Raw genomic sequence first — 23,660 nt, 5'->3', positions numbered from 1 at the left:
GCTGATCCCATCACCGCGCCGGAATCAGCTGTTCTGCGTCACGCCGATTTGTAAAAATGCTCGCCTACAGCCTTGAAAAGTAACAGATCTTCCATCGAGTCTGTCAGCGTCGTCCTGGGGCGTTTTCCGCTGGTGACGCTCTCGTGGAAAGCGTTGAGTTCGATGCGGAACGGGTCCTCGTAGATCGGTCCGATGATCTCGGTGCCGGTCTCGGTATCGCTGGAGCTGGTGATTTCCAAACGCGTTGGCAGATTTCGAACATATGGTGTGTCGTAGTTCATTTTGAAATGTTTGTTCTGGGTTAGGACTTCGATGCCTGCATCGAACCTGGCGACGTCGTCGATCACCGCTTCATAGGTCGCGGTGAAGTGCCCGTAGTCGAACAGCACCACGACCGTCTCGCCACTATGCTGCACCGCGGCGGCAACCTTTTTGGGAGTGCCGAGCAGGTCGCGCATCGCCGAAAAGCTGTGCGAGGAGAGGCCGGTCAGCACCTGATAGGCGCGCAGGGCGTCGGGCGGGCAGTCCGCGCCCATCACCGAGCGCAGCATGGCCTGGGTGGTGGCGCGACCCTCGGCAATCACCGCGGCAGGCACGTCGTTGGCCCGGAAGATATTGCGCGTCTGGGCCACAAAGAACGGCGCTTCGCGGATGATGTCGCGCACCCGCACATGGCGGATGGTCTCGATCGGAGGCAGGCGCTTCTTGAGCTCGAGGAAAGCGCGCGAGAAACGGCGCATATAGCCGACAAACACGATCTTCTCATTGCTCTTGTCGAGCTCGAGGATCGGCGCCAGCTGTTCGGCGGAAAGGCAGGCCGGCTTTTCGATGAAGACGTGCTTTTTCGCCCGGATCGCCTCTTCCAGCAGGCTCGCATGCAGATGATCCGGGGTCAGGATGAACACCGCGTCGAGGTCGGGATCATTGATCAGCGCGGTGGCGTTGGCGGCCTTGGTCGGAACGCCATAGCGGTTGGCGATGTGATCGACGAGGCTGGGCGAAACGTCGGTGACAGCGGCGATTTCGAAGCGCGGATCGTCTGCCAGCAGGGGCAGGTGCATCAACTGGGCAACTTCGCCGAGGCCGATCAGGCCGACTTTGAGCTTTTGGGTCATGGGACGATAGCGTTCATGTAAGCGAGGTTGCGGGCAGCCAGCTGCAGCGGTGTTTCCGTGGCGTCGGCGGCGACGTCCTGTTCGACGACGACGGGGCCGTCATAGCCCTTGGCGGCGAGGAAACGCATGACTGCCTGGATATCGACAACGCCATCGGGCAGGGGGCACATGACGCCCTCGCCATAGGACTGGGCGACGGTGACTTCGCCATCCAGCACCAGCTGGCGCACGGCGCCATTGACGTTTTTGAGGTGCATATAGGCGATGCGGCCCCAGACCTTCTGCATATAGGCCAGCGGGTCCTGGCCCCAGAAGGCGTGGTGGCCGGTATCGAAGCACAGGTCGATATTGGTTTCGGCCAGCAGCCGGTCGATCTGGTCTTCCAGTTCCACGCCCGTGCCGACATGAGGATGGAAGCTGAGCTTGAGGCCGTATTCGCCTTCGACCAGCGCCTGGGCGTCGCGCACCATGCTGGTCAGCGCCCGCCAGCCGGCAACGTCGAGCACGCCTTCCTTGCCCGCCGGATACCAATTGCTCTCGTCCATGATGACGAGGTGCTTCGCCTGCAGGTCGACCAGCAGTGGCGCCAGCTCGCGCAGCGTCTCCATCAGGATATTAGCGGTGCTGGCATCGCCAAAGGTGTGGACATGAGTGGCGCCGATCATGGTCAGGCCGCGCTTGTCCAACTCGCTGGTCAGCATTGCCGGGTCCTTGGGCAGAAAGCCGAAGGGCCCTAGCTCGGTGCCGCGATAGCCAGCCGCTGCAACCTCATCGAGATATTGCTGCCAGGTGAATGAATTGCCGGTTGGATAGGTGATACCCCAGGAACAGGGCGCGTTGCCGATCAGCATGACGTGTACTCGGAGGTTATTCGTGTGGTCTTGATGGGCACGGGGGCATTCCCGCGCAGGCGGGAATGACCCTGTGTTGCGAGAGGACGGTGTGTTGGGGAGCCCACCCTAGCCATCCAAGTAAATCGGATTGCTCAGCGCCCGGCGGATCGGCTGCTTCTGCAGGTCCGCGCCGCGCAATTGCCATGGCAATTCCTTGCCTTCCAATGCACCGGTGAACTCCGCCACCAGCCGCTCGCGGCTCGCCTTGGCGATGATCTCGGCGCGAATGAACCCTGCAGTTTCGGCCGGTAGCGCGAAGTCATGCTGCCAGCGGTCACCAGCAATAGTCACTTCCTTGATCGGGCCAGAACTATCGATCCAGACCAGCAGATCACCCTTGGCGCCATTGACCTCTGCCCGCACCGCGCGGGCGCCGCTGACGGTCGAGCCCATTGGCTGGCCCTCGGCGGTGATGGAGAGATGCGGCCCGGACGGGCCTTCGGTGACATAACCACGGCCTGCCTTCATCGCGGCGAGCACGGCTGCTTCCGAAAGCTCGTCCAGCCACAGCACCGTGGTCGGCCGCGCCAGCACCAATGGCCCTTCGGGCAGTAGGCGATCGGGCTGGTGATAGTCCGATCCGCCAATGGCCGAGATCTTCAGGCCGGACGCGAGGCGTTCCTGATAGCGGGCCAGCGAAATCCAGTTCCATGCCATCCAGGTCGATTGCCACACTTCCATGCAGTCAATCTCAGGCAGATCATAATCCCAGGGAATGGTCGGCTTGTCGTGATTAACCGACAGCAGTCCGCCCCTGTCATGCACCAGTCTGGCCAGCGTGTGGGCATCGGCCGGCTTGGTCATGCGGAAGTCGATCCAGTCGTCGACGCCATAGACATTGGCGTGGCCGACAGCGGTGGTCACCTCCATGGCGCGCACGAACACCAGGTCCGGCGAGGATTGCGGATGGAAATAGCGACGCTGGGTGATGGTGTTGTGGTCGGCAATGGCCAGGAAATCCAGCCCAGCCTGTTTGGCCGCCGCATGCAGCAGCTCAGGCGAACCCTTGGCGTCCGAATGATAGGTATGGCAGTGCAGGTCCCCCTTGTACCAGCCGGCAGCCTGCCGCACGGGAAAAGTGCGCGGCGGCTGCGGGGCCAGTTCGCGCTCCGCCGTGTCGAGCGTCACCGTGATGGTCGCAGGTGCGCCGGCCTCCGGCACCTTGTAGAGCCCCAGAATGACATTCCAGCGGCCGGGCTGGATTTCGCCGTGGATATAGCCGGGCGTCGCATCATCGGTGGCAATGAAGAAGTGGTCGCGCGCGCCGCCGCTCCAGCCACGGAAGCCGTCATTGGTGGGATAGCCGGTGTCACGCGGATCGAACGCGCCGAGATCGATGACGCAATCCTCCGCCTTGGGATAGGCGAGGGCGACATCGATCCGGGTGGTGCCCGCCGGCACGTCGAACGGCACGTAAAAGTAGGGGTTAGCCGCCTGATCGGCTTGCGTCAGCGCGACCGTGATCGTCTGGGGGCTCATGCCAGGGGCGCCTCATTGTCCACCGGGATACGTTTGCCGGTGCTGTCGAACAGATGCACGTGCTCGGCAAGAAAGCTCAGCGTCACGTCTTCGGTCAGCTGGATATGGTCATCCGTGAAAATGCGGGCGGTTACCCGCGCACCATCGCCACGTTCAATGGTCACGAGGCTTTCCGGGCCCATATTCTCATTGGCGAACAGCTTGCCGCTGACTTTGTTGGGCGATCCCTCCGTGGCGATCAGCAGATGCTCCGGCCGCACGCCCAGCGTCAGCGTCTTGCCTGTCTCGAGCGCCTTGGCGATGCCGTTCGACATCGGCAGCGCGCCAATGGCCAGGCCTTCGGCCCGCAGCTGCAACTGGCCGTCGCCCTGTATCGCATCGACCGGCACCAGGTTCATCGGCGGATTGCCGACGAAATTGGCGACGAAGGTGGTGGCGGGGCGGCGATAGATTTCGATGGGCGGCGCGTACTGCACGATCTTGCCCTGATCCATCACCGCGATGCGGGTGGCCAGCGCCATGGCCTCGGCCTGATCGTGGGTCACGTAGACGGCCGTCATGCCCATGTCGCGCTGCAGGTGGTTGAGGAAACCGCGCGCTTCCAGCCGCAGCTTGGCATCGAGGTTGGAAAGCGGCTCATCGAACAGATAGACGCGGCTCGGATAGACCAGCGCCCGTGCCAGCGAGGTGCGTTGCTGCTGGCCGCCCGAAATCTGGCTTGGCAGGCGATCCATCAGGTTGCCGATCTTGAGGACGTCGGCCACTTCCTTGGCCCGGCCATGGCGCTTGGCGACGGCCTCGCCGCGTACCTTGAGCGGGTAGGCGATATTGTCGGCCAGGTTCATATGCGGATAAAGCGCATAATCCTGGAACACCATCGAGATCTGGCGATCCTTGGGATGCAGATAGGTGACGTCATCGCCGCCGATCATCACCTGACCGGATGTCGGGGTCTCGAGCCCGGCGATCATGCGCAGGCTGGTGGTCTTGCCGCAGCCCGAGGGGCCGAGCAGGCACACGAACTCGCCATCCCCGATGGAGAGGTTGATATTGGATACGGCGTTGAATTCGCCGAAGGACTTGGAGACGTTTTTGAACTCGACTGAAGCCATGAATCTGGTGCCTTAGGCTTTGATGCCGCCGAAGAACCGGAAACCGAATTTCCAGCTGACGAACAGGTAAAGGACAATGACGGGGAGCGAATAGATCAGCGCATAGGCGGCCAGGAGGGTCACAGTTGGCGTGCCGGCTTCCGAATAGAAGGAATAGATGGCCACCGACGCGGGCATGTTGGTGTCGCTGCGCAGCAGGATGAAGGGGATCAGGAACGAGCCCCAGATATTGACGAAGGCCCAGACCACCACGACGACAATGCCCGGCCGGATCACCGGCAATGCAACATCGAAGAACGCCTGTACCGGCGATGCGCCAGCCACCATCGCGCTCTCCTCATAGGATTTGGGGATGGAGTCGATGAAGTCGCGCAGGATGAACATCGCGGTGGGCAGCAGCCCGCCGGCAAACACCAGGATCACCGCCAGATGGGTGTCCATCAGCCCGGCTGCGGAAACGATCAGGAAAATCGGCACCATGGCGGCTGAACCCGACACCACCGAGGAAAACAGCAGCAGGACATAGGTCACCGCGCCCTTGCCGGGGATCGACGAGCGGCTGAGGGCATAGGCGGCCAATGTTGCCGCCGCACCGACAAGGATCACCCCGCCGACTGACTGGATCAGGCTGTTCCACAGCGCCTGCATGGCGAACTTGTTTTCAAACACCGTGAAGAAGTTCGACAGCGTCCACGGATTGGGGATCGCCAGCCCCAGCTCGGCCCGCGCATTGAACGGCGCGAACAGGAACCAGATCAGGGGCAGGGCGAAGACGACGCCGATCAGCGCGGCCAGAGCCGAGAACGCCATGCGGCCGAGAAAGGCGGGTACGGTCAGTTTCATGATGGCCTCACGCTTTCCGCTTCTTGCGGCCGAGGCTGAGATAGACCAGCGCAAAAGCCAGGTTGATGAGCATGATGATGACGCCGACCGCTGCGCCCTTGCCGAACTCGAAGTCGCGGAAGGCGACGCGGTAATTGTAGATCGAGATCAGTTCGGTCCGGTACGACGGACCGCCATTGGTCAGCAGGAACGGCGTGAAGGTGTTGAACGTCCACATGGTGATCAGGATCAGATCGGTGACGATGTGCCCGCGGATCAGCGGCAGCGCGATATCCTTGAACTTCTGCCAGGACGAGGCGCCGGCAACATCAGCCGCCTGGAAATAGCTGGGCGGGATCGACGAGAAGGCCGAGTTGAACAGCATCATCGAGAAGGCCGCGCCGCGCCAGGTATTGAAGAATACGATCACCCAGAATGGATGCTCGAGCAGGAAGTCTCCGGGCGGCAGGCCCACGCTGGTCAGCAGCATGTTGAGCGTGCCCTGATCGCGGTCGAGGAAGGCGAACCAGGCAAAGCCGATCACCACTTCGGGCAGGATCCAGGCGGCGATGACGAAGGTTTCGGTGATGCGCTTGACTGTCGGCGGCACGGTCTGGATCAACCAGGCCAGCAATAGCCCGAGCAACGCCTGCCCCAAGAGGGCGGAGAACAGCACGAACTGCACGGTCAGGATCAGCGAGAAGCCGAACTGGCCGCGCTGGAAGAAGTTGTCGAAATCGAACAGCGTCAGGTAATTGCCGAACCCGATGAACTCAGGATTGAGCGCGGTGCGGCCGAGCAGGGTCCGGTTGGTGAACGAGACAAAGATCACCCAGAAGAACGGCGCAATGACGAAGACTGCGACCAGCAGCCCTGCCGGGGTGAGGAATGCCGCGCCGGCACGCGGCGAGAGAAGCGCGAAGCCTTTGGTTTTGGGCTTCTCGGTGGTGGATTCAGTCGTCATGCCGTTTCCCTGATCTGGTCCAGTACGCGGTGTCGTTCCGGCGAAAGGCCGGATTCCATGCTGTGTTCCATCCATTCACTGGATGGCGCGCATGGCCTTCAGCATGGATCCCAGCCTATGCCGGGATGACGTCGTGGTGAGGAGAGCTTGATGTCCAGGAGTGTCCGACGCCCAGGGGCGCCGGACGGTCCGTGGAGGGACTTCGGTCAGAGGCTGACGGTGTTTTCTTCGCCGACGATCTTGGTGACCGAGGCCTTGTACTGGGCCATGGCCTCTTCCGGCGACAGTTCGCCCGAAACCACGCTTTCGGTCATGCGCTGGATTTCAGCAGAGACGGCGTTGTAGTCGGGATCGTTCGGGCGCGCGGTGGTCAGCGGCAGCAGCGTCTGGCTGGTCTCAGTCAGGAACGGGCTGTTCGGGATCGCTACGTCGGTACGGGCCGTGATGCGCGGCTGGATCGCCTGGAAGGCTTCCAGTTGTGCCGGCTCGTTCATGAACGAGAGCAGCGCCCAGGCTTCCTTCGGCGCGTCCGTTGCCGGATTGAGCACAAAGCCCGTGCCGCCCGAAATGGTCACGAAATCCTGGCCGCGGATACCCTTGCCGGGCTCCTGTGCCGGGATTTTGGCCCAGCCCATGACATTGTCACGGTCAGCCACGGCGAATTCGGAACCCTCTGGGGTGACCGAACGGTAGAAATAGTCGCCTTCCAGCAGCAGCGCCGTCACGCCGTCGCGGAAATTGGCGAAGCTGCGATTGCGGCCATCGGCCAGCAGCTGCGCGCGGGCGTCGCCGAGCTTTTCGTCGACATAGATGGTCTTGTAGAGATTGAGCGTATCGAGAATGCCGGGGCTGGAAACGATCCACTTGCCATCGGCATCCTTGACGGCTTCGCCGGTGCCCAGCAGTGCCAGCCAATAGCCCTGCATGGTGGTGGCTTCGCCCATGGCGACGCCGGCATTGAGCTGGATCGGGAAGCTGTCGGGCTTGAGTGCTTTTACCTTGCGGGCGGCGTCGAGGATGTCGTTCCAGGACGTGGGCTGCCAGGTATCGGCGTTTTCGACGCCGGCTTCGGCCAGGATGTCCTTGCGCGTATAGATCATGCGCACGTCGGTGCCGAGCGGAATGCCGTAGAACTTATCCTGATAGAGCATCAGGGCCTTCGAGCCGTCCGACAGGTTGGCCCAGCCGGTCCAGTCATTAACCTCGGGGCCAGCGACTTCGTCGAGCGACTTCAGCAAGCCGCCTTCCACAAAGCTCGGGATCAGGAAGCCGTCAAACGCCGAAACGTCAGGACCAGCGCCGGTCGAGAAGTCGAGCGCCAGCTGCTGGGTGAGCTGAGCGTCTTCCCCGCCAAACTGGTTGAGTTTGACGTTGACGCCCGGATTGGCAGCGACGAAGGCGGGGATGACGCTTTCCTCGATCCACTGCGCGGTGCCGCTGTTGACGCCGCCAATGACGCAGCGGCAAGTAATCTCCAGGTCAACCGCGAATACGGGGCCGGCCATAGCAGTGGCGCCGACCAGGCCAAACGCCAAGGCGCGCAGACGATTGCTCATCTTAGAACTCCTCCCATGTGGTGGCTCCGAATTCTCCGGTAGCCAAATTTGGTCCGCGTCGGGCCTCGGCCGTCGACAACGAACCGTTAAACAATGAACACGTTTTCATTATCCGTCAACGTGGAGAATTCACGTCGGTGCGGCGGATGCATTCGCTGCGCCGGCAAGTTGGCAAGGATTTGCAACGTCTGTATGACATTTTTCGCCGATAATGGGCTGCGTGCTGCGCCCGGCCTCGCTTGACACTCGGCTGGGTCCGGGCCAGAAGAAGTGAACACGATTACACTTTGAGCAGCAAAGCGGGGCGTCTTGACCAAGACCGGAAATCAGGCACGCGGCCGAGCGACTGCCGAGATGGTGGCGCGCTCCGCCAATGTCTCGCGGGTCGCCGTATCACGCGCTTTCAATCCACATACCTCGCTCAAACCCGAGAAGCGGGCGCTTATTCTCAAGGTTGCCGAGGAGCTGAACTACACGCCTGATCGCGCTGCGCGGGCGCTGGTCAGCGGCCGTTCGCACCTGGTCGGCGTCATTGTGCCCGACGTGTGCAGCCCGTGGGAAAGCCAGGAAATCGACGCACTCACGACTGCGCTGCAAAACGAGGGTTTTGCGACGCTGCTGTTCAAGACCCGCACCGATCTGAGCATGGATGCGACGCTGCTGACCTATATGAAGGGCTTTAATCCCGACGCGGTTATCGCCTTTGTCGAGAACGTCAAGCCGACGATTTTGGCCGGGGTGCTGGATCGCGCCGTGCCGATCTACGTGCATTATCCGCGCGAGACCGAGGCCGGATTCGACCGCCCCGATGCCGATGGTCCGCTCTATGACCGGCTGAACGTGCTGCAATATGCCGGTATCGAACAGGCCGTGGCGTTGATGCAGGGCTATGGCGCCAAGCGGCTTGCCTATCTCACTGGCGTCTATCGCTCCGGCGCCAGCACCGCTCGCGAGGACACGCTGCGTAAGGTCATGGCCGATCGGGGCCTGGGCGAGCCGATCATGGTGGTGGGCGATTTCACCTATGACACCGCCTATGCCGCGACCGTCGACCTGTTCCGCGTTGGCGACGGCGCCGATGCAGTCTTTGCCGCCAATGACGTCGGCGCCTTTGGCGTCATTGATGCGCTGCGCCATGAGCTCAAGCTGCGAGTGCCCGAGGACGTCAAGGTTGTCGGTTTCGACGATATCGAGCAGTCACACTGGAAAAGTTACAACCTCACCACCGTCAAGATCGACCTCGATGAGCGCGTCCGCGCCCTGGTTCGGCTGATCCTGCGCCGCCTCAGCAAGCCGAGCGCAGGTGCGCTCGAGGAAACCGTACAAACCCGGCTGGTCGTGCGTGGCACGGTCGGCTGATCGGAATAGTTATGACCACCCAGCGCATTCATCTGGTCTTCAAGACCCATCTCGATATTGGCTTTACCGACCACGCCGAAAAGGTGCGGCGGCAATACCACGACCAGTTCATTCCGCAGGCGATCAGCACGGCCGAGCATTTCTATGCCGAAAACCCCGAGGCCCCGGCTTTCATCTGGACCACGGGCGCCTGGCTGATCTGGGACCATCTGCAAAGCCAGGATGCGGCGCGCGTCGCCCGGCTGGAGCGCGCCATCGAGCGTGGCTTGATCCGCTGGCATGGTCTGCCCTACACCACCCATACCGAGCTGATGTCGCCGGCATTGTTCAGCGCCGGCCTCAGCTATTCGCAGGAGCTCGACAAGCGCTTCGGCAAGACCACCATTGCCGCCAAGATGACCGACGTGCCAGGCCATACTTTGGGCATGGTGCCGCTGATGGCCGAGGCGGGTATTCGGTTTCTGCATCTGGGCGTCAATACCGCCAGCCCGGTGCCTGATGTCCCGGGCATTTTCCGCTGGCATGCGCCCAACGGCGACGAAATTGTTGTGATGTATCAGGGCTCCTACGGAGAAACCGAATTCCCGGCGGGCGACGATGTCGGCCTGAGCTTTGCCCATACCAACGACAATGTCGGCCCGCAAAGCGTCGGCCAGACGGTCGAAGCCTGTCGCGGCATGTTCCATGCCCACCCCGGCGCGGAAATCGTCGCTTCCACGCTCGATGCCTTTGGCGCCGAGATGTGGGCGCGGCGTGCCGATTTCCCGGTGCTGGATATCGAAATCGGCGATAGCTGGATCCATGGCGCCGGCAGCGATCCGATCAAGATGGCCCGTTTCCGCCAGTTGCAGCGCCTATATGACAGCTTTGCCGAAAACGATCTGACACCGGAGCGGCTGGCCTTTGGCCGCGGCCTTGCCATGGTCGCCGAACATACCTGTGGCGTCGATATCAAAACCTATCTGCGCGATGAACTGGCCTGGGATCGGCCGGAGTTCACTCGTGCCCGGCGGGACGACTATCGCTTCGCCTATACCGAGGCCTCCTGGGCAGAGCAGCGCGCGTTTCTCGACGCGGCCGTTGCGGCGCTCGAGCCTGTGGACCGCGCCTTGGCGGTCGATGCATTGGCTGAACTGGGGGCAGGGGCTGCGCCTTCCGGGGCACTGTCCCCTGGCGTCGAACTGAGCAGCGATGGCTGGACGGCGACGCTCGATCCTGCGACCGGCGACATCGCTGCCCTGACCAGTCCGGATGGCATCACCATCGCTGGTCGCGACGGGGTGTTGCTCGGCTATCGCTATGAAAGTTATGACTTTTCGGCTCTGCAGACCCATCTCGATACCTATCTGCAGCACCGTGCCGAATGGGCTGTTCTCGACCACGACAAGCCCGGATTGGCTGGGGCTAGAACTGCCCGCACCGAAACCGATGTGCCTGCCTTTGCCGGGATCGCTGGGGGTGCGGGCGGGGCGGTGGCCATCGCCACTCTGCCTGCGGCCGCGCATGCCGAACTGGGGGCGCCGCGGCAGGTTGAATTCTCTATCCGGGGCCTGGATCGCCGGTCGGTGGAGATTACCCTTATCCTCCGCGATAAGCCGGCTAACCGTATGCCGGAAGCCAGTTTTTTGTCGCTGACGCCCGCTTATGCCAGTGCCTGGGACTACTCCAAGATGGGTCTTTGGCAGGACGGCGCCCGCATCGCCCGCAAGGGCGGTGGGCAATTGCAGGCGGTCAATGCTGTTCGTAGCAATATCAATGGCTTGAGCCTTACCGTGACCCCGCTGGATACGGCGCTGGTGGCGCCTGCCTCCAGCCCGTTCATGGCATTCTCGGCCAATCCGCCGGACCTTTCCGCCGGTCTGCGTTTCAATCTCCATAACAATAAATGGGGCACCAATTTCCCCATGTGGTGGGAGGGGGATTTCAAGACCCGGCTGGTGCTGACCCTGGACTAGCTGCCGGTCGCCAAAACGCGCTATCCCCCAGACGCACCACTGGGTTGTCCCCGGGCTTGGTCCGGGGTCACTCTCCACGCCTGCCGCGCTGATATTGGCCCACCGATCAAGTCCGTAGGCCGCACGGTGAATGTTGCACTTGTACGGCTCAAGGGTATTCATTCCAGCAATTCTCCCATGGCGTTCCGGCAACTTATGCACAGCTTGGCGGCCGCTTGACTCGATTATGGGACGCGCGGTAACGTTCCCACGACGCATAGGGTTCGGTCAGAAACTTTCGTCTTCCGTTCAGGAAGCGCGTCGCAGGGAAGAGTTCATGAGCAAGAGCCGCAATCGCCGGCCCACGATCATTGATGTCGCAGAGCGCGCCGGCGTGTCCAAAAGCACGGCCGCACGGGCGCTTGCCGGCTCTTCCAACATCACCGACGACACACGTGACCGCGTGCTCAAGGCCGCATCCAGCGTGGGCTATGAGCGCAATTCGCTCGCCGTCGGCATGCGTTCGGGGCGCTCTGGAATGCTGGGCCTGGTGATCCCCGATATCACCAATCCGTTCTGGGCCGAGGTGGCCCGGGGGGCTCAGGACAAGGCGGCCGAGAGCGGCTCGTCGCTGCTGGTCTTCTCCTCCGACTGGGATGCCGCCAAGGAGGCCGCACATTTGCGGGCCCTGCGTCAGGCCCGCGTCGATGGCGCCATCATCAATCCGGTGGCCGACAATTTCGACGACCTCGACCGGTTTGGCCTGCCATTCCTGCTGATCGGCTCCAGCGCCGAGCGCTTCGCCGAGACCTCAAGCGTCGGCTCCGATATCGCCCAGGCCGTGCAATTGGGCATGGATTTGCTGGTTTCCAAGGGCCATCCGGCCCCCAGCCTGATCCTTGGTCCCAAGTCCCGCCTCGCCCGCGCCCGGTTCCTGCGCGCCGTTCACGAACACTGCATTGCCCGGGATGTCGACCCGGCAATCCTCGATGTTGAAGACGGCGAATACACCGTCGAAGGCGGCCGCATCGCCATGCGCCGCCTGCTCGAACGCGACCGCGTCGGCCATGTCTGCGTCTTCGCCGCCAACGACATGATGGCCATCGGCGCCATGATGGCCGTGCGCGAAGCCGGGCTGCGCTGCCCCGATGACGTTTCCATTATCGGTTTTGACGGCATCCCCTCGGGCGAGTTCGCCTGGCCGGGGCTGACCACAATTGCCAAGCCGGGCCGCGATCTCGGCGCCCGCGCCGTCGAAGGTCTCTTCGACGAAATCGAACACCGGCCCGAACACCGCCGGATCTATTTGCCGTGCCGCCTGATAGAGCGAGGTTCACTCGCCGACCTGTCGGTACCAACCCCGAAACGAGTTTCCGGGGCAGGGAGGGGCTGACCATGGATACCAGTGCCGAGCAGCGCGCCAAGGATTTGGGCGCCAGTGGGAACGTTCCCAAGATCGCACGCGACCAGCATGCTGGACTGCTGGCCGGAAAGCTGGTTTTGGGGCTGCGCAAGTGGTGGCCCTATTACGTGATGATGGCGCCAGGCATTATCTTCTTCCTGGTGCTGCACTATTATCCGATCTGGGAAGCCAAGATCGCCTTCGAGCAGCTGCGCATCATCCCGCCCAATATCTGGGTTGGCTTGAAGCACTTCCAGACGCTGCTGGCTTCGCCGATTTTCTACCAGGTGCTGCTCAATACCCTGATCATTTCCGGCATGAAGCTGATCTTCGTGTTCCCGGTGCCGATCATGGTGGCGCTGATGCTGAACGAAGTGCGTGGGGGGAGCCTGCGCAAGTTCATTCAGTCGGCAATTTATCTGCCGCACTTCCTGTCCTGGGTGGTGATCGCCGGCATCTTCATTGCCGCGCTGTCGCCGAGCGATGGCGCGGTCAACCAGATCACCGGCTTCTTCGGCATGGCACCGGTCTCCTACATGACCGATAGCGGCTCGATCCGCTGGGTGCTGGTCTTCTCCGAAATCTGGCGCTCGGCTGGCTGGGACAGCCTGCTGTATCTGGCGGCAATCATTGCCATCGACCAGCAACTCTATGATGCCGCCGAAATGGATGGCGCCAACCGCTGGCAGAAAATCCTGCATGTCACCATTCCCGGCATCACGCCGACCATCGCGACCATCTTCATTCTCAATGCCGGCATGTTCCTCAGTGCCGATCTCAACCAGGTCATCAACTTCCAGAACGACGTTGTGCGCAGCCAGATCGATATCGTGGACACCTATGTCTATCGCATCGGCCTGCAGACCGGCGAATACTCGCTGGCCACTGCCGCCGGCCTGTTCAAGGCGGTGATGGGGATGATCCTGATCCTGATGGCGCACCTGGTGTCCAAACGACTGACCGGGAAGGGGGTCTGGTGATGTCCGGTTCCAACATTCGCCGCACGCCGCTCGAGCGCATTGAATATGCGATCATCGTGTCCACCCTGCTGCTGCTGGTGGTGATCACGGTGCAGCCCATTCTCAACCTGCTGGCCGTGTCGCTGTCCGACCCCAAACAGGTGCCGGGCATGGGCGGGCTGACCGTGGTGCCGCGCGGCTTTTCGCTCGATGTCTGGTCGCTGCTGATCCAGAATCCCAACGTGCTGCGTGGCCTGGGCAATTCGGCCTTCATCACCATTGTCGGCACGCTGCTGAGCGTGATCTTCACCGCCATGATGGCCTGGGGACTGAGCCGGCCCAAGCTGCCGGGCCGGCGCATCCTGTTCGTCATGGTGTTGATCACCATCGTGTTCGAGCCGGGCATGATCCCTGATTTCTTCGTCAACAAGCGCCTTGGCCTGATCAATACCTACTGGTCGCTGATCTTCTTCAAGCTGGTCAACGCCTGGTACCTGATCATCCTGATCCGCTTCTTCGAGGAAGTGCCCGAGGAATTGCTGGAAGCGGCCGAACTCGACGGCGCCAATGCCTTCCAGATCTTCTTCAAGGTCGTGTTGCCGCTGGCCAAGCCGGCTCTGGCCACCATCACCCTGTTCTACCTCGTCTTCCGCTGGAACGAGTTCTTCCGGGCCATGCTCTACCTCAACGACCAATCGATGTGGCCGCTGCAGCTGGTGCTGCGCCAGTTCGTGGTCGAGGGCGACAAGCTGGCCATGGTCGGCGTGCAGAACATGAACAACTACACCGGCGCCAGCCAGATCGACATGCGCGCCCTCAAGGCCGGCATCATCCTGCTGACCATCGCACCGGTGCTGCTGATCTACCCGCTGATCCTGAAGTTTTTCACCAAGGGCACCATGTCCGGAGCCCTCAAAGGGTGACGAAACCCAACAAGCAAAACACAATGGAGGAGACTATCATGCTTGCGAAACGCCTGTTGCTGACAACCACCGCGCTGGCCCTCGGCCTGGCGATGGCTGTTCCGGCCTTTGCCGATCCGGTGACCATCCGCATCGTCTCGAAGGACCTGCTGAACTCCAATCCGGCCGACGTCGCCCATATCGAGCGCATCGAGCAGGCATTGGCCGCGCAGGGCAAGGAAATCGATATCGAGATCGTCGAAGTCGCCAGCGCCGGCTATGCCGACAAACTGACCGCGATGATCCTGTCCGGCGATATCCCGGACCTGATGTACTTCCAGGGTGGCGACGCCAAGATCGCCGAACAGGGCGTGCTCGAGGACCTGACCCCCTGGATCGAAAAATCCGAATATCTCAAGGACGCGCTGTTTCCGCACAATGTCGAGCGCCTCAAGAACTACCCCTACCTGCTTTATGTGTATCCGGTCCGCATCCCGCAGCCGGTCATCCGCACCGACTGGCTGGAAAAGACCGGCCTCGGCCAGCCCGAGACCACCGAGGACTATGTCGCGCTCTACACCGCCCTGGCGCAGGGTGACTATGACGGCGACGGCACCGCCAATACCTATGGTGTGACCACCGCCGACAACACCAACGAGCTCGACGCCATCTATAACAAGGCCTTCGGCATCGAGACCACCTGGATGCAGAACGCCGCAGGCGAAGTGATCCATGCGCGCGTCTCCGACCAGGAAAAGGCCAAGCTGGCCTTCTACGCCCAGCTCAAGGCCGATGGTCTGTACGATCCCGAATACATCACGACCCCCTGGGATGTGAAGGAAGACAAGTTCTACACCGGCCGCGCCGGCACCATCTCGGGCTCGTCCATGGAAGTCATCGACATCTATGGCGGCAAGATGCGCCAGCTGCATGAGGGCGTCGGACTGACCCTGCTGAACCCGCCCAAGGGTCCAGCTGGCCAGGGCCTGCAGGCCGTCGACGTGTCCAAGGAAACCCGCGGCTTTGCCATCTCGGCCCTGTCCGAGAACAAGGAAGCCGCTTTCGCGGTGCTGGACTTCATGGCCAGCCCCGAAGGCCAGCTGATGGACCGCATGGGCTTTGAGGGTGAGCAATACACCAAGACCGGCGACACCTATGAAGTCACCGATGCCATGGCCACCTGGTATGCTCGCTTCATGGCTGCCGCAAACTGGACCCCGCCGGTGACCTGGCAGTCCGATGCAGCTCAGCAGTCGCTGAAGAACATCGCGACCTATTACACCTCGGACAATACCTTTGTCTGGCCGGCTGACTACGCTGCCGACCTCGACGCCACCGAAAACGTCTACCGCTCATGGGTCTACAAGTTCGTTTCCGGCGAAGCCGGCATGGACCAGTGGGACACCTATGTCGCCGAGTGGGAAGCCGCCGGTGGCAACCGCCTGAACGAGTACGCCCGCACTGTCCTGACGAAGTAGGCCACGATCTGCTCCTTCCCCCTTGCGGGGAGGGCTGGGGTGGGGGTGTAGCGTTCGGCCGACGCTGAGTTTGCTGAGACCGCAGCACCCCCACCCCCGATCCCTCCCCTCACGGGGGAGGGGAGTAGCAAGAAGAACGTCGATGCGCCCCCATCCTATCCGGGGGGGTCGGCAAGAAACGAAAGTCGATTGAGAATGCCAAACTCCCTACGCGGCCGCATCCGCGCTCTCATGCATGGCATCGCGCTCGGCGACGCCCTCGGGGCGCCGGTGGAAAAACTGTCGGCCCAGGACATTCGGGCGCGCTATGGGCGTGTGACCTCGCTCAATACCAAGTGGCACAAGATGGATCTTGATGCCGGAGCGCGCAATGGCCGGGTGCGGGGCAATGGCATTGTTACCGACGATACGCTGATGACGCTGGCGCTGACCGAGATTTATGGCGATGTGCTGCGTCATATCGATGCCTGGGACATGGCCGACGGCATGGTGCGCCAGATCGCCTGGACCCCGCGCTGGGTGCCCGAACTGCAGCGCGAGGCGATGCTGATCGACCGGCTATTCTACCCCGAGAAATGGATTTTCCAGCGGCACCAGCTGACCTCATGCGATCCCCGCCAGGGCGGTATCGGCAACATGGTCAATTGTGGTGCTGCCATGTATATCGCGCCGGTCGGCGTGGTGAATGCCTGCGATCCGCCCGCTGCCTATGAGGAGGCCATCGCCTTCGCCTCGGGCCACCAGGAAAGCTATGGCCTCGAAGCGGCCGGCGTCATGGCCGCTGCCGTCGCCGCCGCCTTTGTGCCGGGCACCGATATCGACACCGTGGTCGACACGGTCATCGGGCTCGCCAAGGATGGTACCCGCAACGCCATCATCGATATCGTCGCCGTCGCCCGCCAGCTGCGCGGCACCGGCGCCAGCCATGAAGCGGTCTGCGCGGCGTTCCACGCCGCCATCGCCAAATACTCGGCCATGGGCGACGACGTGACCCATATGCCGTCCAAGGTCGGCCGCCTGACCGACGCCTATCGGCCCAGCCGGCTCAATGCCATCGAGGAACTGCCGCTGGCGCTGGGCTTCTGCATTTTCAACGACGGCGCTTTCCGCACCGCAATCGAGGACGGCATCAATTCGGGCCGCGACACCGACTCCATCGGGGTCATGGCCGGCGCCATCCTGGGCGCCATGCATGGCGAAAGCGTCATCGACCCCGCGGATCGCGACCTGCTCGACAGCGCCAATCGCCTGAACCTGACCGCTTCCGCCGACGCGTTCACCGCCAGCGTGACCACCATTCTCGCCGCCGACCATAAGGCAGCTGAGGCCCGCGACAGCTCGCGCGCCGCCCTGGTTGCTTCCTGATCCTTCCGACCCCGAAAGACCGCTGATGCTCTCGAATACGCAAATCCTCGAAAAGATCTATGCCGGCTTCATTGGCAAGGCCATTGGTGTGCGCCTCGGCGCACCCGTCGAGCCCACCATCTGGAGCTATGACCGTATTCAGAAGACCTATGGCGAGGTCACCCAATATCTGCGCGATTTCAAGAACTTCGCGGCAGACGATGACACCAATGGCCCGGTCTATTTCATCCGCGCGCTGCGCGATTACGGGCTGAACGCCACGGCGGCCGATGTCGGCAAGACCTGGCTGAACTATGCGGCCGAAGAGCATGGCATGTACTGGTGGGGCGGCTTCGGCGTCTCGACCGAGCACACCGCCTATCGCAACCTGCGCGCCGGTATCCCCGCGCCGCAGTCCGGCTCGATTGCCCAGAATGGCGCGTCGGTGGCCGAGCAGATCGGCGGGCAGATTTTCATCGATAGCTGGGGCTGGGTGAACCCGGGCAATCCGCAGAAGGCGGCCGACATGTCGGCCATGGCCGCCAGCGTTGCCCATGATGGCGACGGGCTGAATGGCGCGCGCTTCTGCGCTGCCGCCATCGCCGCCGCGTTCGAGGCCAAGTCGATCGACGAGATCATTGCCACGGCAATGTCCACCATCGATGCGAACTCGACCTATGCCCGCGTCTGCCAGGCGGTGATCGACTTCTATGGGGCTAATCCCGACGACTGGCGCGCCTGCCGCGACATGCTGACGGCCGAATGGGGCTATGACCGCTATCCGGGCGTCTGCCACATCATCCCCAATGCCGGGGTGACCGTCATGTCGATCCTCTACGGCAAGGGTGACCTGCCGCGCACCGTCGAGATCGCCACCATGGCGGGCTGGGACACCGATTGTAACGCCGGCAATGCCGGTGCCATTGTCGGCACCTTTGAAGGCCTGCAGCCGGGCTGGGACAAGTATCGCAAGCCGATCAACGATTTCCTCGTGGCGTCGGGTATCGTCGGCTCGATCAACATTGTCGATATTCCGAGCTTTGCGCGCGAGCTGACCGTGCTGGCGCTGCAACTGGCTGGCCGCGACGTGCCGGCGCTGTGGCTGGAAGACATGACCCGTCGCGGCGTGCGCTTCGACTTCGATCTGCCGGGCGCCACTCATGGCTTCCGCACCGAGGGCTTCAACCAGATCACCCTCAAGGGATCGACCGAGCGCCACACCGAAGACTCCCGCGGTGCGCTGGAAATCCAGCTGGACCGGCTGGAGCGCGGGCAGGGCGGTCGGGTCTTCTGGAAGCCATTCTATCGCCGCAGCGATTTCGACGACGAGCGCTATCGCCCGATGTTCACCCCGGTGCTCGATGCGGGCCAGAAGGTCAGCTTCAAGGTGTGGCTGGACCCCTGGAATGGTGACGGCAATCTGCGTATCGCCCCCTATATCCGCCGCACCATGAGCGGCACGATCGAGGAAACCGGCGCCTGGCATGTGCCCTCGAGCGATGGCTGGCAGGAAATCAGCTTCATCGTTCCCGAGGGTGTCGAGGCCATCGACGAGGTCGGGATCTCGATTGAGTATTTCGGTCGCCTGAAGTTTCTGGGGCGGCTGTTCCTCACCGACTTTGCCATCGAGGGCGAGGGCACGACACGTATCGAGCCGGCCAATGAAATCCAGGAACTGGGTGCCATCACCCGCTTCACCTGGAACCGTGGGCACTGGACCAAGCAGAATGACCGCATCCATGGCCACACGGCCGGCGATGCCGATCTGTGGACCGGGCATTATTATGCGCGCAATCTGCGCGTGACGGCGGATGTGCAGCGGCTGTCGGGTATCTCCCAGCTGATCAGCGCCCGCGTGCAGGGCACCAGCCGCTTCTATGCGGCCGGGTTTGAAGGCGATGAAGTGGTCATCCTCAGGGAAGACTTCGGCACCACCGTTCTGGCGCGGGCACCGTTCGAGGTCGAAACCGGCAAGAGCTATGCCTTCACCTTTGCCCTCAATGGCGACAGCCTGACCCTCTCGGTCGATGGCAAGCCGCTGCTGGAGGCCAGGGATGGCCAATACGCATACGGCATGACCGGTATCCGCCTGGCTTCGGCTGGCCGGATCAGCGTCGGCAAGATCGAGATCGTCGAGCAGGCGTAAGCAAGAACCCTCACCCGGCCCTCGGGCCGACCTCTCCCCGGCGGGGAGAGGTAAGGAAGGAGACCAAAGTGTCTGAAATCGAACTCAGAAACGTCGGCAAGAACTACGGCCAGGTCATCGTGCTGAACGACATTTCGCTCGAAATGGGCGATGGCGAGTTCGTGGTGCTGGTCGGTCCTTCCGGCTGCGGCAAGTCCACTCTGCTGCGGATGATCGCCGGGCTGGAGGATATCACCTCCGGCCAGATCACCATCGGCGGCAAGGTGGTCAACAACATGCCGGCCAAGGAACGCGACCTGGCCATGGTGTTCCAGAGCTACGCGCTCTATCCGCATATGAAGGTGGCCGACAATATGAGCTTCGCGCTCAAACTTGCCGGCACCAGCAAGGCCGAGATCAAGAAGCGTGTCGACGAGGCCGCCGAGATTCTCGGCCTCGAAAAGCTGCTGGACCGGCTGCCGCGCGAGCTTTCGGGCGGCCAGCGCCAGCGCGTCGCCATGGGCCGCGCCATCGTGCGCAATCCACGGGCCTTCCTGTTTGACGAGCCGCTGAGCAATCTCGACGCCAAGCTGCGGGTCAAGATGCGCGGCGAGATCAAGCGGCTGCACCAGCGCCTGGGCAAGACCACGATCTACGTGACCCACGACCAGACCGAGGCCATGACCATGGCCGACAAGATCGTGGTACTGAATGGCGGCAAGATCGAGCAGGCCGGCGCGCCGCTGGAGCTTTACAACAATCCCGACAACCTGTTCGTCGCCAGCTTTATCGGCTCGCCCGAGATCAACCTGTTCGAGACCACCTATCAGGGCGGCACCGAGGTTGCCCTGCGCAATGGCGCCAGGTTGCCGCTCGGCCGCGAACTGGACATCCCGGCGGGCACCGAAATCGTCTATGGGGTGCGCCCGCAGCATATCACGCTGGATCAGACGGGCGTGCCGGCGACCGTGACCGTGGTTGAACCGACCGGCGACGCTCAGGAGGTTCTCGCCCGCATTGGTGAGCAGGACATTTCCATCGTCGTGCGCGATCATGATCTGCTGACCCAGGACCAGCAGATCCACCTGCATATCGATCCACCGCGGCTATTGCTGTTCCACAAGGCGACGGGGCTGCGGTTGCGGTGATTTGCCGACAATCGTCGGGGTTAAACTGGGTGCAGCTCCCTCCCCCTTGAGGGGAGGGCCGGGGTGGGGGTGCTGAGCTCTCAATGCACTCCATCTGATCTGATCAACTCGGACCGCAGCACCCCCACCCTAACCCTCCCCTCAAGGGGGAGGGAACCAGATCGGGGCTTTCGAGCCGCTGAGAACCAGGCAAATCACATGACCTTTACCACCAAGCATTTCAATCCCGCCGCAACCGGGCCGCTCACCGGCATTCGGGTGCTGGATCTGTCGCGGTTGATGGCGGGCAATATGCTCAGCCTGCAGCTGGCCGATTTCGGCGCCGATGTGATCAAGGTGGAGCCGCCAGCCGGCGATCCCTTGCGCGACTGGAAGGATGATGGCCACTCGCTGTTCTGGAAGACCTATGGCCGCAACAAGCGCTCGGTGGCGCTGAACCTGCGGCATGGGCCGGCCATGGATGCGCTGTGGGCAATGATCGATGGCGCCGATGTGTTCATCGAGAACTACCGGCCGGGCACGCTCGAACAGATGGGGCTGGCGCCCGAGGCGCTGCTGGCGCGCAATCCCATTCTCATCATCGTGCGGATCTCGGGCTTCGGCCAAACCGGGCCTTATGCGCAATTGCCCGGCTTTGGCACCATTATCGAGGGCATGAGCGGCTTTGCCGACCGGACCGGTTTCCCCGACCGGGAACCGGTGCTGCCGCCGCTGGCGCTGGCCGACATGATCGCGGGCGTTTACGGCGCTTCGGCCACCACCATGGCGCTTTATGCCCGCCAGCAGGGCCGGGCCGCTGGGCAGGTGATCGACCTGTCGCTGCTGGAGCCGATGTTCTCGATCCTCGGACCCGAGGCGGGCATCCATGCGGTGACCGGCAAGATCAAGCAGCGCGCCGGCAGCGCGTCCAATACTGCCTCGCCGCGCAATGTCTATCGCTGCGCCGATGGCAAGTTCCTGGCACTGTCCGGCTCGACCCCGGCCGTGGCCAAGCGGATATTCGAGATTATCGGGCGGCCCGAGATGAACTGCGATCCGCGTTTCGCCACCAATTCCGACCGGGTCAGGAACCGGACGCTGGTCGATGATGCGGTCGGCGGCTGGTTTGCCGAGCGCGACAGCGCCGAAGCGCTCGAGATCATGCGCAAGTCGGGTGCTACGGTCGGGCCGATCTACAATATCGCTGATGCCATGGCCGATCCGCATTTCGATGAGCGCGAAATCATCGTCGATGTCGATGATGCGGACTTTGGCACGCTGCCCATGCATAATATCGTTCCCCGCATGTCCGCGACGCCGGGCACCTGGCGGCTGCCGGCCCCCACGATTGGCCAGCACACGCGCGAGGTGCTGGCCGAAGCGGGACTGGACGCTGAAGCCATCGCCGCTGCGGAGGCAGGAGGAGACCAAGCATGATCCGCTCGCTGCTTTACGTTCCAGCCAGTTCCCCGCGCTTCATCGCCAAGGCGCATGAGCGCGGTGCCGATGCGGTGATCCTGGACCTGGAAGATGCGGTGGCGGCTGGCGACAAGCTGGCCGCGCGGACGGCATTGGCCGAGGCGGTGCCGGCGGTTGGGCGCAATGGCGCCAAGGTATTCGTGCGGATCAATGCCGAGCCGGAACTGATGCTGGCCGACGCCGAGGCGGCCTGCCGGGCAGGGGCCTATGGGCTTTATGTGCCCAAGGCGCGCGACCCCAAGGATTTTGCCGATCTGGCGGCGCGGCTGCACACGATCGAAGTCCCAATGCGCCGGGACGAGACCCGGTTTGTGGCGCTGATCGAAGATCCCGGCGCGGTGCTGGATGCCCGGGCCATCGCCAAGGCACCACGCGTCATGGCGCTGAGTGCCGGGGGCGAAGACCTGGCGCTGGAACTGGGCGCCCAGGCCGAGCCGGAGGTGCTGCGGTTTCCCAAATTGCTGATCCATTATGCGGCCAAGGCCGAAGGATTGCTGTCGTTTGGCCTGCTGCGGTCGGCGGCGGATTATGCTGACCACGAGGGGATCGTCGCGGCTGGGCGTGAGGCACGGTTGCATGGGTTCGACGGGGCCAGCTGCGTGCATCCGGCGGTAGTGCCGCTGCTGAATGCGGCGTTTGCGCCGGATGCCGAAGAACTGGCCTGGGCGCAGCGGGTGGTTGATGCGGCCGAGGGCGCGGCGGGCGCATTTGTGGTGGATGGCAAGATGGTGGATGCGCCGATTATTGCGCGGGCGCGGCGGGTGTTGGGGCTGGAATAGCGGGCGGGGGACTCGGTCCTCCGTTCTCGTCATTGTTCACCGGGTCATTCCCGCGCAGGCGGGAATCCATTCGTCTGACTCACATATTGTCCAAGAATGGATTCCCGCCTGCGCGGGAATGACCCGGTGGGTTTGAATGCCGTGGGTTAAACGCCGTGGATGGAACCCGTTGAATTCTGATGAAACAAATACCTGAACGTCGTCACCACCCGGCTTGTCCGGGTGGTCCAGCTTCGTGCGGTCAGGCAGGTGGATTGCCCGGACGAGCCGGGCAATGACGGCGGGGATGGATGGATTTTTCTGGGGGCCTGTCGAGGGAAGAATGGATTCCCGCCTGCGCGGGAATGACTCCGTGGGTGGGGAGTGGGTTCCGTGCGTCGGGCCTCGAGAATGGTCGCTCTAGCGGCGCACTTGCAGTCTGCGTTCCCTCCCCCTTGAGGGGAGGGCCAGGGTGGGGGTGCTGCGGCCTCCACAAACCCCGAGCATGGGAAATCGCAGCACCCCCCCCCCCAACCCCTCCCCTCAAGGGGGAGGGGAGCTAGGGCTGTGCCCGGGGCGCGATTCTCGTCGGTTGCATGGGTTCGACGGGGGCCAGCTGCGGGCATCCGGCGGTAATACCGCTGCTGAATACGGCGTTTGCGCCGGATGCCGCAGAACTGGCCTGGGCGCAGCGGGTGTTGCGGCTGGAATCGCGGCCCTTGCCCGGTGGGGCGCTCCCACCTGAACGTCGTCACCACCCGGCTTTTTGTGCGGAAGACAGGTGGATTGCCCGGACGAGCCGGGCAATGACGGTGGGGATGGATGGGTTTTTCTGGGGGCCTATCGAGGGAA

Annotated in this window: 18 protein-coding genes; 11 read left to right on the top strand and 7 right to left on the bottom strand. The window is 62.8% G+C overall.

The window, feature by feature from the left end:
- Positions 1–38: 38 nt before the first annotated feature.
- The 7 genes from BUA69_RS00815 to BUA69_RS00785 all read right to left on the bottom strand — a co-directional run bounded on the left by BUA69_RS00815 (position 39) and on the right by BUA69_RS00785 (position 7,941).
- A complete protein-coding gene (locus tag BUA69_RS00815; protein ID WP_046133539.1) occupies positions 39–1,115 on the bottom strand; it encodes a Gfo/Idh/MocA family protein in 1,077 nt (358 codons plus the stop codon).
- Positions 1,112–1,966, bottom strand: a complete 855-nt coding sequence (locus tag BUA69_RS00810; protein WP_072866428.1) for a sugar phosphate isomerase/epimerase family protein — start codon at positions 1,964–1,966, stop codon at positions 1,112–1,114. Before BUA69_RS00810 ends, BUA69_RS00815 begins: the two co-directional genes overlap by 4 nt.
- 108 nt (positions 1,967–2,074) lie before the next feature.
- A complete protein-coding gene (locus BUA69_RS00805; RefSeq protein ID WP_046133538.1) occupies positions 2,075–3,487 on the bottom strand; it encodes a CehA/McbA family metallohydrolase in 1,413 nt (470 codons plus the stop codon).
- Positions 3,484–4,599, bottom strand: coding sequence for an ABC transporter ATP-binding protein (locus BUA69_RS00800; protein WP_046133537.1), 1,116 nt, complete (start codon positions 4,597–4,599; stop codon positions 3,484–3,486). Before BUA69_RS00800 ends, BUA69_RS00805 begins: the two co-directional genes overlap by 4 nt.
- Before the next feature lie 12 nt (positions 4,600–4,611).
- Positions 4,612–5,442, bottom strand: coding sequence for a carbohydrate ABC transporter permease (locus BUA69_RS00795; RefSeq protein ID WP_046133536.1), 831 nt, complete (start codon positions 5,440–5,442; stop codon positions 4,612–4,614).
- Positions 5,443–5,449: 7 nt separating this feature from the next.
- Positions 5,450–6,385: a carbohydrate ABC transporter permease gene (locus BUA69_RS00790; RefSeq protein ID WP_046133535.1), complete on the bottom strand. Its 936-nt coding sequence runs from the start codon at positions 6,383–6,385 to the stop codon at positions 5,450–5,452.
- 206 nt (positions 6,386–6,591) lie between these two features.
- Positions 6,592–7,941 carry an extracellular solute-binding protein gene (locus BUA69_RS00785; RefSeq protein WP_046133534.1) on the bottom strand — a complete coding sequence of 450 codons (1,350 nt, stop codon included), beginning with the start codon at positions 7,939–7,941 and terminating at the stop codon, positions 6,592–6,594.
- A gap of 354 nt (positions 7,942–8,295) precedes the next feature.
- Here BUA69_RS00785 and BUA69_RS00780 point away from each other — a divergent pair, with 354 nt between their 5' ends.
- From BUA69_RS00780 to BUA69_RS00730, 11 genes are all read left to right on the top strand, one after another.
- Positions 8,296–9,300: a LacI family DNA-binding transcriptional regulator gene (locus BUA69_RS00780; RefSeq protein ID WP_046133533.1), complete on the top strand. Its 1,005-nt coding sequence runs from the start codon at positions 8,296–8,298 to the stop codon at positions 9,298–9,300.
- A gap of 11 nt (positions 9,301–9,311) precedes the next feature.
- On the top strand, positions 9,312–11,255 hold the full coding sequence (locus BUA69_RS00775) for a DUF5054 domain-containing protein (RefSeq protein ID WP_046133532.1): 1,944 nt from the start codon (positions 9,312–9,314) through the stop codon (positions 11,253–11,255).
- A gap of 316 nt (positions 11,256–11,571) precedes the next feature.
- A complete protein-coding gene (locus tag BUA69_RS00770) occupies positions 11,572–12,627 on the top strand; it encodes a LacI family DNA-binding transcriptional regulator (protein WP_046133531.1) in 1,056 nt (351 codons plus the stop codon).
- 2 nt (positions 12,628–12,629) lie between these two features.
- Entirely contained in the window at positions 12,630–13,616 is a 987-nt protein-coding gene (locus BUA69_RS00765) for an ABC transporter permease (RefSeq protein ID WP_082093669.1), read from the top strand.
- Positions 13,616–14,518, top strand: coding sequence for a carbohydrate ABC transporter permease (locus BUA69_RS00760; RefSeq protein WP_046133530.1), 903 nt, complete (start codon positions 13,616–13,618; stop codon positions 14,516–14,518). The genes BUA69_RS00765 and BUA69_RS00760 overlap by 1 nt, the downstream gene beginning before the upstream one ends.
- Before the next feature lie 38 nt (positions 14,519–14,556).
- Positions 14,557–15,975, top strand: coding sequence for an extracellular solute-binding protein (locus tag BUA69_RS00755; protein WP_046133529.1), 1,419 nt, complete (start codon positions 14,557–14,559; stop codon positions 15,973–15,975).
- A 195-nt stretch (positions 15,976–16,170) separates the two neighbouring features.
- Positions 16,171–17,340, top strand: coding sequence for an ADP-ribosylglycohydrolase family protein (locus BUA69_RS00750; RefSeq protein WP_046133528.1), 1,170 nt, complete (start codon positions 16,171–16,173; stop codon positions 17,338–17,340).
- 25 nt (positions 17,341–17,365) lie between these two features.
- Complete coding sequence (locus tag BUA69_RS00745) at positions 17,366–19,465, top strand: ADP-ribosylglycohydrolase family protein (protein ID WP_046133527.1); 2,100 nt, start codon at positions 17,366–17,368, stop codon at positions 19,463–19,465.
- Between the two features lie 68 nt (positions 19,466–19,533).
- Positions 19,534–20,592, top strand: coding sequence for an ABC transporter ATP-binding protein (locus tag BUA69_RS00740; RefSeq protein WP_046133526.1), 1,059 nt, complete (start codon positions 19,534–19,536; stop codon positions 20,590–20,592).
- Positions 20,593–20,790: 198 nt separating this feature from the next.
- Complete coding sequence (locus BUA69_RS00735; RefSeq protein WP_046133525.1) at positions 20,791–22,008, top strand: CaiB/BaiF CoA transferase family protein; 1,218 nt, start codon at positions 20,791–20,793, stop codon at positions 22,006–22,008.
- Complete coding sequence (locus BUA69_RS00730) at positions 22,005–22,829, top strand: HpcH/HpaI aldolase/citrate lyase family protein (protein WP_046133524.1); 825 nt, start codon at positions 22,005–22,007, stop codon at positions 22,827–22,829. Before BUA69_RS00735 ends, BUA69_RS00730 begins: the two co-directional genes overlap by 4 nt.
- Positions 22,830–23,660: the final 831 nt, after the last annotated feature.

The organism is Devosia limi DSM 17137, from assembly GCF_900128975.1.
In the GTDB taxonomy this organism is placed as follows: domain Bacteria; phylum Pseudomonadota; class Alphaproteobacteria; order Rhizobiales; family Devosiaceae; genus Devosia; species Devosia limi.
This window is presented reverse-complemented; position numbering and strand designations above follow the sequence as displayed.